Origin of the sequence: Pontibacter arcticus, from assembly GCF_003284895.1 — a bacterium.
Taxonomy (GTDB): Bacteria; Bacteroidota; Bacteroidia; order Cytophagales; family Hymenobacteraceae; genus Pontibacter; species Pontibacter arcticus.
This window is the reverse complement of the sequence record NZ_QMDV01000003.1, coordinates 699,017-711,562: the sequence shown is the minus strand read 5'-3', so window position 1 is coordinate 711,562 and position 12,546 is coordinate 699,017. Positions and strand designations below refer to the sequence as shown.

The following is a 12,546-nucleotide window of genomic DNA, read 5'->3' as shown; positions in this document are numbered from 1 at the left end:
ATACTCTTTCTGGGTTTTACTTGATAGATCCACGTCTCTTTTATTTTAAATTATCAGCAGCTAACAAGATGTTTAACACCTGATACTCTACAGTTTTTATTAATTTCGCAGCTTAGTACGTAGCTCTTTTAATTATACTTAATGAAAATCCTGAAGTTTGGCGGCACCTCCGTAGGGTCTGCTGAGAGAATGCGTGAAGTTGCGAACCTGATTCACAACGACGAACCTAAAATTGTGGTACTGTCCGCTATGTCGGGTACTACAAACGCCTTGGTTCAGATAGCTGAGAAGCTATACCTGAACCTGAATGAAGAAGCGAATGCGCAGATTGATGCGCTCCATGATACCTATAAACAGGTGGTAGCACAGCTCTACACCTCCGAAAATAAACAGAAACAGGCAAACGAACTCCTTAACCACCATTTTGAGTACCTGCGCGCCTTCACCCAGGATCTTTTTACAGTACACGAAGAGCGTGCTGTATTAGCACAGGGTGAGCTGCTTTCTACCGCTTTATTTCAGTTTTTCCTGGAAGAGCAAAGTATAAATTCGGTGTTGTTGCCGGCGCTCAATTTCATGAAGATTGATGAAAACGAGGAACCGGATGTAACTTACATCGAAAAAAACCTGGCCGCTGAACTGGAAAAGTATACCGGCACCAACCTGTTTATTACGCAGGGCTATATTTGCCACAATGCTTTCGGTGATATCGATAACCTGAAACGCGGCGGGTCTGATTATTCTGCGTCCCTGATCGGGGCGGCAGCCAATGCTTCCGAAATCCAGATCTGGACAGATATTGATGGGATGCACAACAACGATCCCCGCATCGTTAAAAATACCTACCCGATTGCCCAATTGTCTTTTGATGAGGCAGCTGAGCTGGCTTACTTCGGAGCTAAAATTCTGCACCCGAGCAGCGTGTTGCCAGCCAAGCAAAAAAATGTGCCGGTTCGCCTGCTCAATACCATGCAGCCCGAGGCAAAAGGGACCCTTATTTCTGCGGAAAGCCAGGGAGGTTCTATAAAGGCAGTAGCGGCAAAAGACGGTATTACAGCAATCAAGATAAAATCGGGCAGAATGTTATTGGCCTACGGTTTTCTGCGCAGCGTTTTCGAAGTTTTTGAGCGTTACAAAACGCCTATCGATATGATCACGACTTCCGAAGTTGCGGTATCGCTTACCATCGATAACCCTAAAAACCTGGAGGCCATTGTTTCTGAATTAAAGACATTTGGCCAGGTAGAAGTAGATCATAACCAAACCATTATCTGCGTGGTGGGTGATTTTATGGCCGAGAGAACTGGTGCTTCGCTTAAGATATTTGATGCCCTGAAGGATATTCCGCTGCGCATGATCTCGTATGGCGGAAGCGAAAATAACATGAGCATGCTCATCAATGCATCAGACAAAGTAACCGCACTAACTAAACTGAACGACGGAATTTTTGAAAGGAATACGGCACATGCTTAATCTTAAAGTAGAGGAACTGCAAAACCAGGCTACTCCTTTTTACGCTTACGATCTTACTGTATTACACCAAACCTTGGAAGCCGCCCGCCACGAAGCCGGCAAGTATAATTTCCACGTACATTACGCTTTAAAAGCCAATGCCAATGCGCCCGTTCTGGATGCTATGCGCAGCGCTGGCTTTGGTGCCGATTGCGTGAGTGGCAACGAAGTAAAGCGAGCTATCGAGAACGGTTTTCCGGCGCACCATGTGGTTTTTGCGGGCGTAGGTAAATCTGATGCAGAAATAAATTATGCCCTGGAGCAGGATATTTTCTGTTTTAATTGCGAGTCGAGCCACGAGCTGGAAGTGTTAAACGAACTGGCTTCTGCCCAAAACAAGACTGCCCGCATTGCACTCCGAATTAACCCGAACGTAAACGCGAACACACACAAATACATTACCACCGGCCTTGAAGAAAATAAGTTTGGAATTAATGCCTGGGAACTGGAAAGTGTGTTGGAATTACTGCAAAAACTTCCGGCTATACAACTGATCGGCATCCACTTCCATATCGGCTCTCAGATAACGGATCTGTCTGTTTTCAGCAATTTGTGTACACGCGTAAATGAGTTTCAGGATTGGTTTGAGGCCAGAAAAATTGTGCTGGAGCACATCAACGTGGGCGGCGGACTGGGCGTAGATTACTATAACCCGGACCAAAACCTGGTACCTGACTTTGCTGCGTATTTCGGCTTGTTCAACCAGTTTTTAAAATTACGCCCGGGCCAGCAGGTACATTTTGAGTTAGGCCGCGCGCTGGTTGCACAATGCGGCACACTGGTTTCCAAGGTGTTGTACATCAAAAAAGGCATTTCTACAAACTTTGCCATACTAGATGCCGGCATGACCGAGCTTATCCGTCCTGCGCTTTATCAATCATATCATAAAATAGAAAACCTGAGCAGCAACTTGCCCGAAGAACGCTACGATGTGGTAGGGCCGATCTGCGAATCTTCGGATTGCTTTGGAAAAGCGCTGATGCTGCCTGAAACAAATCGTGGCGACCTGATCGCGATCAGAACCGCTGGCGCTTACGGCGAGGTAATGGCCTCCGGTTATAACCTCCGCGAAAAAGCTGAAGTTATTTATTACTAACGTATAGCTTATTTTAAAACAGAAAGCGGGGCTGCAAAATCATGCAGCCCCGCTTTTTTATAAAGTATGATTTTAGCGTCTTTGTTGTGACCCGGCTACTCTGCGCGGGGGTATTGGCTTATCAGCGCCAGGCAACGAAAGTATAAAATCGGGTTCTGCCAGCGCTATACCTGCTTTGCCCTGCAAGTATGCAACTAAAGCCAGCGTATTCCCTTTAGAGTTCTTATCTACCTGAACAAGGTATAGATTATCGGCAAGTGGCTGTGTTATTTTTGCATTAAAACCGGCAACATAACTTTTCAGAAGATCAGAGTTGCCAGGCGTAACAGTAACCATCGCTTCATTAGACAGCCCGATCACATCAGATCCTGAAATAAAGTAAGGCGCTGCATAGGCAATCCGGCTATCGGCAGCAAGAAGTTGAATGGCCTGCTCTACCTGCTTGCAACCTAACCCCGGTTTTAAGTTTACGGTATGCACCAAACCTGCTTCCCGGCCAAGCCTGCCTTCGGGCTGCTTTACAAATTCATACTTTAACAACGCCTGTTCTTTTTGCTTTTCGGATGTAGTTTCAGTAAAAACCACGAGTAGCTGCTGCGTATGGACATTCCCTAACATACGTTTCCCTTCGGCTGTATTATAAGTATAACTCTCACAAGGTGTACCATCCGTTATTTTGTTTAGCAGATTAGGGTCGAAGCGTACGTTACGGATAGGTGTAACAGATTCGTCGCGGCAGGATAGTAGGGTAAAGAGAAAAAGTATAGGCAGTAAGTGTAGAATATTTCTCATGGCAGTACAGTTAAATCTTCTGAGGATACTACTTGTACGTGCACACTAACTTAAAAGTAAATGCTGTTTACCACAGAAAAGAACAATTTTCAGCACTAACCTATTTTTAGCCACTTTTAATTTATATAATCATAAATTATATTGAAATTATTTTATATCTAAATACCATTTCAGTTAACAATTTCCAGTTCCTGTAACTTAGAAGCGCGTATAAAATCATTGCTATCAAGCGATTGCGGCACCTCTACGATAAAGGCACCAGCTTTTTCTAAATCTCTTTGATGCAGGAGTAAATCTGTATACCGAAGCGTGCCTACCAACTGAATCACTTTACTATTTACTCCAAAGGATGTCACCTCAAGCCATGGTAATTTTGGTAATTCTCCCTCCAAAGCGGTACGGAGGTATATTGTTATGAGCCCTTCTGTATCAATTGATAAGTGCTGTTGTTTTATTTTAGCATAGTTATACTTGTAACCGCCCAGTGCAGCAGACACATCGGCCCAAACAGCCGAGCCTGTCGGGTGGCTGCCGGCTCCCCTGCCTTTCAGGAATTGGGTTCCGGCAAACTTTGCTTCCAGCAGTACCCCATTAAATTCAGCCTCAACAAAGTATAATTCGCTGGTCGGTTTTACGAAAGCTGGTAGTACCTGCACAGCTAATTTACCGCTCGCTGTAAGCCTGGCTGTTGCAACCAGTTTTATTCTGGTTCCTAAGGCCTGCGCGAGTTTTACATCATTTGTGTTTATATGCTCAATACCCAGCCGGACTACCTTTGCAGGATCTACTAAAGCACCGAAACCATGGGCAGCAATGATACATATCTTGTGCAGTGCATCGTGCCCGCCCACATCAAGCCTGGGATCTGTCTCAGCAAAGCCCAATTCCTGTGCTTCCTGCAGCGCATCCTGGTAGCTGATTTCTTCCTCATGTAATTTGCTCAGAATATAATTGGAAGAGCCATTCAGAATACCGCATACTTCCTGCAAGGGTTCGTTTCCGTAATAAGCTTCCAGTGTTCTTAAAATGGGAATACTGCCTCCTACAGCTGCCTCGTATAACAAACGGCCGCCATACTTTTGCTGGAGTTCTATCAACTCGGGCAAGTGTTGCGCGATCATTTTTTTGTTGGCCGAAATAACCGATTTGCCCGCTAACAATGCCTGCTTTACAAGTAAGTAAGCTTCTTCCGGATCACTTATTAGCTCAGTCAGCAGATCTATACTTGCATCTTCGAGCAGCTGCTGTGGGTTAAAGGTGAACATTGAAGCTGGCAACGTCCTCTTCTTTTCAGGATGCTTTACACAAATGCTGGCCACCTCCAGCGCTGTATGCCGGTTATGTTGCAGCACATCATAAAGGCCTTGCCCCACACAGCCAAACCCCCATATTCCGATTCTTTTTTTATTATACTTGTCGCTCATAGGTGAAGGCCGGTTTGAGTTCTTGTTCGTAAAATTTCTGAATGGCTGCTGCCAGTTGTGCTTCCTCAACTAAAAAACCATCGTGACCATAATCGGAATGCAGGAGGCTGAAAGCTGAACCGGACACTTGCTCATGGAGTGCACGCTGTTCCTGCACCGGAAAGAGGAGGTCCGTATCTACACCTACAAAAAGTGTCCGGGCTTTTAATTTTTGCAGCGCTATGGCTACACTCCCTCTGCCTCGCCCTATGTGGTGCGAATCCATGGCCTTTGATAACAACCAGTAGGTGTAAGCATTGAAACGTCCGCTTAATTTCTCGCCCTGGTATACCTGGTAAGAGGATGCGTTGTAGTTATCGGTTTTGTCGCACCCTGGCTCCTGTTGTGTTGCATCGTAGCTTTTGTAGTGCCGGTACGATAACATGGCAATGGCGCGGGCCGTTTTCAGACCTTGCATCCCGGCATCTGCTGTCGGCAATTCCCAGCTGGGGTCCTGCCGAATCGCCATCCGCTGCGTTTCGTTGAAAGCAATTCCCCAGGCAGAATGGCGCGCATTAGATGCTACATGCACCAGTCGCTGCATTACTTCCGGTCGGTATATCGCCCACTCCAGCGCCTGCTGCCCGCCTAGTGAACCACCAATTAAGGTATGAATCTGCCCGATACCCAGGTGCACACGCAGCAGATCAAAAGCAGCCACTACATCGCGGTTTGTGAGTTGCGGAAAAGTATGAAAGTATGGTTTCAGGGTATTCGGGTTAATCGATAAAGGTCCGGTAGATCCGTAACAGCCGCCCAGCGTGTTCGCGCAAACTATAAACCAGTTTTCCGGGTCAAAGAGCTTCCCTTCCCCGAATAACCCGCCCCACCACTCTGTAAAATCGGAGCTACCTGTTAAGGCATGGCACACCCAGATTACATTGCTGTTATCTTGGTTTGGGGTACCATAAGTAGTATAGGCCAGCTGGAAACCGGGTAATTGCTCTCCCGATTCCAGTTGCAGTGCTTGCTGGTAATGAAACACAAAATGTTCAGGCATTACGATTCTTAATTTTGTAGTGTGAGTTCGGCCTCCAGTTCACGTACTTTTGCAAACGCCTGTTCCAGGTCAGCTTTTATATCTGCTATATGTTCGATACCAGCCGACAGTCGTAACAGCGTTGGTTCAACACCGGCACTTAATTGCTCGGCATCGCTTAACTGTTGGTGGGTGGTTGACGCCGGATGTATGATCAATGTTTTGGCATCGCCTACGTTAGCCACATGGCTGATCAGTTCGAGGCTGTTTACAAACTGTTCTGTCTGCTTTCTGTCTCCTTTCAGTTTGAAAGACAGAACGCCACCATAGCCACGCTTCAGGTATTTAGCAGCCAATTGATGATACTTGCTTGATGCCAGCCCTGGGTAATTTACTGCTTCTACCTGCTCGTGTTGTTCCAGCCACTGTGCCAACTCCAATGCATTTTGCACCGTACGGTCTACCCGAAGCGAAAGCGTTTCCAAGCCCTGAATTAACTGGAAAGCGTTAAACGGACTAAGTGCCGGACCAAAATCACGGAGGCCCTCTACACGCGCCCGGATAGCAAAAGCAATATTCCCGAACGGACCATCAGCACCAAAAACTTCCCAGAAATTCAGGCCATGATACCCTTCGGATGGTTCTGAGAACTGCTGAAATTTACCGTTGCCCCAGTTAAAATTACCACCGTCTACAATTATACCGCCAATGCTGGTTCCGTGCCCGCCAATCCATTTGGTGGCAGAAGCTACCACTACATTTGCCCCATGCTCCAGTGGCCTGAACAGGTAACCTCCCGCACCAAACGTATTATCCACTACCAACGGAATTTCATACCTGGCAGCAAGCGCAGCGATGGCCTCAAAATCAGGAATATTAAAACGCGGGTTGCCGATCGTTTCTACATAAATGGCTTTTGTTCGGTCGTCAATCAGCTTTTCATAGCTCTGTACTTCGTCGTTTTCGGCAAAGCGGGCTTCTATTCCCAGTTTTTTAAAGGATACTTTAAACTGATTATAAGTACCGCCATACAGGAAACTGGTTGAAATAAAATTATCGCCGGCCTCCAGTATATTGTTCAGCGCGATAAATTGTGCCGCCATACCTGATGCAACTGCCACGGCTGCTACGCCGCCTTCCAGGGCTGCCACGCGTTTTTCAAATACATCGGTCGTGGGGTTCATGATGCGGGTATAAATATTCCCGAATTCTTTCAGGGCGAAGAGGTTGGCGCCATGTTCAGCATCTTTAAAAACATAAGAGGACGTCTGGTAAATAGGAACTGTTCTGGAGCGTGTAGTCGGGTCAATGTCCTGGCCTGCATGCAATTGCAGCGTTTCAAAATGAAGTTTTTGTGACATGATGATTGTATATTATGAAGTGGAAAAGTATAAATCGGCCATATAAATGCAGGCAAAACAGCAAAGGCAGCTTATACCTTGCCCTCAGACGTTGATCTGAAAATGAGCCTGAATTAAAAAAGAGGGGTAACTACAGAATTAGCAACAACAGCACAGCATTTGGCACATTGGGGTGTACCTGCCGGTAATTGCAGCAAACTTAAAGCACGTTTCCTGAGGCAGTGCGTTAACTGCCGGAAAAGTATAAATACGGTTGTACGTTGGTGAATTTGTTCCCTTGATCATGCTCGTATCAGTTTATATTCTTCCGGTTTATTTCCGGAATCAGGAATTAGCACCTTAACCGCTTTGGTTAGGTTGCTAGCGCTTCACAGAGCCTGTCTCTTCACGCTTCTTTATAAATCATGACCCGATAAGGGTTGATGACTTGATGATGCAAATATACGGGCAGCTTTTTTAAAAGCTACAAATTTTAAATAAAAAAATCATACTGCGGTTTTCAGTACACCAAAAACACAGCTACAAATAACTGAAACTTGTGTGTTCTGAAAACTGCAAAATGCGAAATCCACGTGCTTTAAAGTATAAATAAACCCCTCCTGTCAGCAAAAGTCACTATAAGTAAAGTACAATTTGCAACATAAATCAGGAAGCAGCTAAAAAGCAGGTACAAAAGGCGCTAAAGGTCTTACTCAGTCTCAGAATTCTGAGCGGCGGCTTCTGTGAGTTGTTCTGCTGCGTGGTGACCCAGGTACTTATCGATCAGGTAATGTGCTACATAGAGCAAAGGCGTTAACAGCACCGCCACTACAAACTTGTACAGGTAATTTATTACCGCCACGGATAACACCAATTCAATCGGCCAGTTGCCAAACAGGAAAAAAGCAACAAAAAGTACTACAAAGCTATCGACCAGCTGTGACACCAAGGTAGAGCCGGTGGCCCGTAGCCATATCTTTTTACTACCTGTATACTTTCGCAGCCAATGGAAAACATAGGCATCTAAAAATTGCCCGACCAGAAAAGCAACCACAGAGCCAATGATAATACCCAGGCCCTGGCGGTAAATCGAATTAAAAGCAAAATCAATATCGAATGGGCGGCCTTGGGCATCGGTGCTGTTAAGCTCCACCCAGAAAGGCGCTGGCGGCAAACCGCTAACAGCTGTAATCACGACAAAAGCATACAGGATGAGCACCACTGTAAGTATACTTACCCGCTTTACACCAGCCTTCCCAAAGTATTCATTTATGATATCTGTGGTGATGAAAACGGCTGGCCAGATAATAACACCGGCAGTCAGGTTAAAATCCAGTTTTGAGTTTCCCAGCAAGGGCAGTTGCGCGCCAGGCAAATTAAACAAAGCTTCTCCTGAAAATATTTTAACGCCGATCAGTTCTGCCAGCAAGGCATTGGCGATAAAAATACCACTTAAGATCAGAAAAAGGTTTGCCCGTTTTTGTTCCTGCTCCTTCGGAAACGTCATGTTGATCGTTTTAATAAGTAAATAGCTATAACTATCAAATATAGCTATTATGGCAGCACAACTTTATACCAAGCCTTATGCTTATTCCCGGATACAGAAAATACTGCCTTCGATGGCCAGGTCTGTTTTGGGGAACACCGCCTGGGCTTCCTCCAGCAAAGGGTTCAGGTCTTTGTAGCGTACCGAGAAATGACCAATAATGAGTTGCCTTACGTTTGCTGCCAACGCAATTTGTGCGGCTTGCCGCGCCGTGCTATGAAATGTATATTCTGCCCGCTCGCACAAGTCATTTGCAAAGGTGGCTTCGTGGTAGAGCAGGTCTATGTGGTGCAGGTAAGGGAGAATGGCAGGTTTATACCTGCTATCTGAGCAATAGGCGTAACTGCGGCTCCGTTTCGGCTCGTTTGTTACTTCTTTGTTAGCTACAAGTATAGCGCCCTGTTCGTCTTTAATATCTTCTCCCCATTTCAACCTGACCAATTGTGGTGGCGTTAGGGACTTGGGTAATTTTTCTTTGATAAGCGGGCGTGGCTTTGGCTTTTCCCGGAACAAAAAACCGCAGCAAGGCACGCGGTGCTCCATCGGAATGGTATGTACCGTTAGCTGCTTGTCTTCATAAATTTTGAAGTATTGGGTCGTATCCAGTTCCTGAAAGTGGATCGGGAAACTCAGGTTAGTACCGGAGTAGCGTAGTTGCAAAGTCAGGATTTCGGATAGGCCGGGCGGCCCGAACAGGCGGAGTGGTAATTGGCGGCCCTGCAGGTGCATGGTAGAGAGCAAACCCACTAACCCAAAATAGTGGTCGCCGTGCAGGTGGCTGATATAGATATTGCAGATGCGCTGATGCTTTATCTTGTATAGCATCAACTGCATCTGCGTTCCTTCCCCGCAATCGATCAGATGGTACTGGTTTCCGATCGTTAAAATTTGCGCGGTATGGTGTCTGTTTGCCGATGGCGTGGCCGACGAACTACCCAAAATTCTGAGTTCGAAATCCACGGCAGGCGGTAAACTTAGTCTTCTTTGTTAGTTAAGTCCTGCTCGATCTCGTGCAAAAACACACGGTCAATCGCTTCTTCTACGGATGGCAGAATGTTCAGAACAGACTCTAATTTAGAGATCGTGATCAGTTTCATTACGTGGTCCTGCAGGCCGGTAAGTATAAGCAAGCCACCAGAAGAATTGCACAAACGGTTTGCGATCAGGATAGAGCTAAGCCCTGATGAATCAGTATATTTAACGTTATTCAGGTCAAGAATCAGGTTGGTGATCCCTTCAGCATTCAATTTCACGAATTCCGATTTCAGGTCCGGTGCGATAGAAGTGTCAAGCTTCTTTTCATCAATCGTGATAATTGTATAGTTTTCTTTCTTATCAATCGTGTACTTCATAGATCTACCAATAAGGATTTATAATGCGAATCTACCAAATTATACTTTAATTATGGTAATCTTTGGCGCTAAAAATGTTTTCTTCCACACAACGCTTAATGCGTTCCTGCACTTCTGTATAGTCTTCTTTTACAAAGGCTTGGCCTGTAAAAGCTTCATAAAGCTCAATATAACGGTCTGAAATTCCGGCTACTACTTCATCGGACATTTCAGGTATTGCCTGTCCTTCCTTGCCCTGAAAGCCTCCTTCTATCAGCCACTGGCGCACAAATTCCTTTGATAACTGCTTCTGTGGCTCCCCTGAATTCTGGCGCTCCTGATACCCTTCGAGGTAAAAATAACGAGACGAGTCCGGTGTATGGATTTCATCGATCAAATAAATCTCACCTTTGTACTGCCCGAATTCATACTTGGTATCTACCAGTATCAGTCCACGCTCTTTTGCAAATTGAGTGCCACGCTCAAAAAGTGCTCTGGTGTACGCCTCCAGTTGTTCATATTCTTTTTCGGAAACAATACCGTTTGCGATAATGTTTTCCCGCGAAATGTCTTCGTCGTGGCCTTCGTCGGCTTTCGTAGTGGGCGTAATAATAGGCGAAGGTAATTTATCGTTTTCCTGTAAACCTTCCGGTAAGCTAACGCCGCAAACCGTACGTTTTCCGGCTTTATACTCGCGCCAGGCATGGCCGGCCAGGTATCCCCGGATCACCATTTCCACTTTGTAAGGCTCGCAATGGTAACCAATCGTAACATTTGCATCCGGCGTGGCAAGTACCCAGTTCGGCACAATATCAGCGGTCGCCTTCAGGTTCAGGCCCGCGATCTGGTTCAGCACCTGTCCTTTGTAAGGAATCGGGCGGGGCAGCACCACATCAAAAGCGGAAATACGGTCGGTAGCTACAATCGCGATCTTATCCTCGAAAAAGTATACGTCACGCACTTTACCTCTGTAAAAGCCTGTCTGGGCTGGAAAGGAGAAATTAGTTTCTTGTATGGCCTCCATTGCGTTTGTAGTGTTATAGGCAAGCAAAGTTACATATATTTAGGTGTACTGGAAATTTTTTAAACTGAACAAAACAAGCCTTGCCCCAGAGATCTAGCCATACGGCCTAAAAACAATATTGCAATATACTTAGTTAGCAGCCTAAAGTTTTATACTTATAACCCTTTCCGTAGCACAAAATAAAGAATATACTTTTACTGCCACATCTATCCTTTTTTACAGAAATTTACTTCTGCTTTGTTACCTACTGTGCCTGAGCAAGTAAGCGGCAAAACCCGGAAGGTGGTTTTTAAAGTATAAACCGGGCAAGTTTTACACTGTAAATTTTGTACCTTTGCGGCACCTTATCAGTTATGGCCAACCATTTAGCTCATACACAAATATTTATAACCGGGTACGTTCTCCACGACCTATAATAACGCCTTATGCCCTATTGCGGGGCCAGCATCCTTTTCCTTTTTTATTTAATTTTTAACAGAACATCATGTTCAGAGGTATTGCTTTGGTATTTCTGGGAGCTTCCAGCTTCGGGATACTTTCTACGTTTGTTAAACTGGCCTACAAAGAAGGCTTTACGCTGGGCGATGTAACCGGCAGCCAGGTATTTTTCGGGTTTGTTATACTTTGGCTGATCGTGCTGGTGCGTTACCTGGCCGGAGCTAAAAGAAGCGGTGCCACCTTACAGGAAAAAGTAAAACTGGCCGCTATGGGTATCTCAACCGGCCTGGTAAGTATATTTTATTACAAATGCGTGCAAACCGTACCGGCCTCTATTGCCATACTTTTGCTGATGCAGTTTACCTGGATGAGTTTGCTCCTGGAAGCGATCATAAAACGCAAAGCCCCGAAACCGCTGCAGCTTGCCACCGTAGCCCTAATTCTGTTCGGCACCTGCCTGGCCGGGAGGCTCTTTTCTGGTGAGTTACCTGACTTCGACCTGGCCGGAATCGGATTTGGCCTACTGGCCGCACTCTCTTATACTTTCTTTTTGATGATTAACGGGTCTGCCGGCAATAACCTGCACCCGGTAACTAAAAGTGCGCTGCTATTAACGGGTGCCTGCATCCTGATTTTCACGATTTTCCCGCCGGTCTTTCTGGTGAATGGTGCTTTAACATCCGGGCTGTTTAAATGGGGAATGGTGCTGTCGGTTTTTGGAACAGTTATTCCGCCGTTGTGCTATGCGTATGGCATTCCTAAAACAGGTTTGGGCCTGAGCGCTATCCTGAGTGCTGCTGAGTTGCCTGTTGCCGTGCTGATGTCGAGCCTGGTGCTGGGCGAAGAAGTATGGGCGGTGCAATGGCTGGGCGTTGCCCTTATTCTGGCAGCTATTATACTTTCTAACCTGAAAGCCCTTAAGCCGCAACCGCATCCCAATAGCGTAACAGCTTAATTATGGGCTGCAGCCGTTTTTCTCCTGTTTTTACTTAAATTGCGACCTCAACCTAGTATCTTTCTATCCT

At 45.9% G+C, this 12,546-nt stretch carries 11 protein-coding genes and 1 riboswitch; of the genes, 3 read left to right on the top strand and 8 right to left on the bottom strand.

Annotated features, from left to right (window positions below; all coding sequences use genetic code 11):
* The first annotated feature begins 141 nt into the window (after positions 1–141).
* Together DP923_RS12590 and lysA are read left to right on the top strand one after the other, a co-directional pair.
* A complete protein-coding gene (locus tag DP923_RS12590; protein ID WP_112306191.1) occupies positions 142–1,473 on the top strand; it encodes an aspartate kinase in 1,332 nt (443 codons plus the stop codon).
* Positions 1,466–2,608, top strand: a complete 1,143-nt coding sequence (gene lysA, locus DP923_RS12585) for a diaminopimelate decarboxylase (protein WP_112306190.1) — start codon at positions 1,466–1,468, stop codon at positions 2,606–2,608. The genes DP923_RS12590 and lysA overlap by 8 nt, the downstream gene beginning before the upstream one ends.
* 72 nt (positions 2,609–2,680) lie before the next feature.
* Here lysA and DP923_RS12580 read toward each other — a convergent pair whose 3' ends face one another.
* From DP923_RS12580 to DP923_RS12545, 8 genes are all read right to left on the bottom strand, one after another.
* The gene (locus tag DP923_RS12580) at positions 2,681–3,400 is read right to left on the bottom strand and encodes a hypothetical protein (RefSeq protein WP_125047725.1); all 720 of its coding nucleotides are present in this window, start codon (positions 3,398–3,400) and stop codon (positions 2,681–2,683) included.
* A gap of 170 nt (positions 3,401–3,570) precedes the next feature.
* Positions 3,571–4,824, bottom strand: a complete 1,254-nt coding sequence (locus DP923_RS12575) for a homoserine dehydrogenase (RefSeq protein WP_112306188.1) — start codon at positions 4,822–4,824, stop codon at positions 3,571–3,573.
* On the bottom strand, positions 4,808–5,863 hold the full coding sequence (metX, locus tag DP923_RS12570) for a homoserine O-acetyltransferase MetX (protein ID WP_112306187.1): 1,056 nt from the start codon (positions 5,861–5,863) through the stop codon (positions 4,808–4,810). Before metX ends, DP923_RS12575 begins: the two co-directional genes overlap by 17 nt.
* An 8-nt stretch (positions 5,864–5,871) precedes the next feature.
* Positions 5,872–7,203, bottom strand: a complete 1,332-nt coding sequence (locus DP923_RS12565; protein ID WP_112306186.1) for an O-acetylhomoserine aminocarboxypropyltransferase/cysteine synthase family protein — start codon at positions 7,201–7,203, stop codon at positions 5,872–5,874.
* 294 nt (positions 7,204–7,497) lie between these two features.
* Positions 7,498–7,607: riboswitch (SAM riboswitch) on the bottom strand.
* Between the two features lie 284 nt (positions 7,608–7,891).
* A complete protein-coding gene (locus DP923_RS12560; RefSeq protein WP_112306185.1) occupies positions 7,892–8,689 on the bottom strand; it encodes a queuosine precursor transporter in 798 nt (265 codons plus the stop codon).
* A gap of 81 nt (positions 8,690–8,770) precedes the next feature.
* Positions 8,771–9,688 carry a ribonuclease Z gene (locus DP923_RS12555; protein ID WP_112306184.1) on the bottom strand — a complete coding sequence of 306 codons (918 nt, stop codon included), beginning with the start codon at positions 9,686–9,688 and terminating at the stop codon, positions 8,771–8,773.
* A gap of 14 nt (positions 9,689–9,702) precedes the next feature.
* The gene (locus tag DP923_RS12550; protein ID WP_112306183.1) at positions 9,703–10,080 is read right to left on the bottom strand and encodes an STAS domain-containing protein; all 378 of its coding nucleotides are present in this window, start codon (positions 10,078–10,080) and stop codon (positions 9,703–9,705) included.
* Between the two features lie 46 nt (positions 10,081–10,126).
* Positions 10,127–11,083: a phosphoribosylaminoimidazolesuccinocarboxamide synthase gene (locus tag DP923_RS12545; protein ID WP_112306182.1), complete on the bottom strand. Its 957-nt coding sequence runs from the start codon at positions 11,081–11,083 to the stop codon at positions 10,127–10,129.
* A 484-nt stretch (positions 11,084–11,567) separates the two neighbouring features.
* Between DP923_RS12545 and DP923_RS12540 the strand changes: the two genes are divergently transcribed.
* On the top strand, positions 11,568–12,476 hold the full coding sequence (locus tag DP923_RS12540) for an EamA family transporter (RefSeq protein WP_112306181.1): 909 nt from the start codon (positions 11,568–11,570) through the stop codon (positions 12,474–12,476).
* Positions 12,477–12,546: the final 70 nt, after the last annotated feature.

Coding starts and splice junctions, on each gene's coding strand:
- DP923_RS12590 (WP_112306191.1), top strand. CDS start 142: ATGAAAATCCTGAAGTTTGGCGGCACCTCCGTAGGGTCTGCTGAGAGA.
- lysA (WP_112306190.1), top strand. CDS start 1,466: ATGCTTAATCTTAAAGTAGAGGAACTGCAAAACCAGGCTACTCCTTTT.
- DP923_RS12580 (WP_125047725.1), bottom strand. CDS start 3,400: ATGAGAAATATTCTACACTTACTGCCTATACTTTTTCTCTTTACCCTA.
- DP923_RS12575 (WP_112306188.1), bottom strand. CDS start 4,824: ATGAGCGACAAGTATAATAAAAAAAGAATCGGAATATGGGGGTTTGGC.
- metX (WP_112306187.1), bottom strand. CDS start 5,863: ATGCCTGAACATTTTGTGTTTCATTACCAGCAAGCACTGCAACTGGAA.
- DP923_RS12565 (WP_112306186.1), bottom strand. CDS start 7,203: ATGTCACAAAAACTTCATTTTGAAACGCTGCAATTGCATGCAGGCCAG.
- DP923_RS12560 (WP_112306185.1), bottom strand. CDS start 8,689: ATGACGTTTCCGAAGGAGCAGGAACAAAAACGGGCAAACCTTTTTCTG.
- DP923_RS12550 (WP_112306183.1), bottom strand. CDS start 10,080: ATGAAGTACACGATTGATAAGAAAGAAAACTATACAATTATCACGATT.
- DP923_RS12545 (WP_112306182.1), bottom strand. CDS start 11,083: ATGGAGGCCATACAAGAAACTAATTTCTCCTTTCCAGCCCAGACAGGC.
- DP923_RS12540 (WP_112306181.1), top strand. CDS start 11,568: ATGTTCAGAGGTATTGCTTTGGTATTTCTGGGAGCTTCCAGCTTCGGG.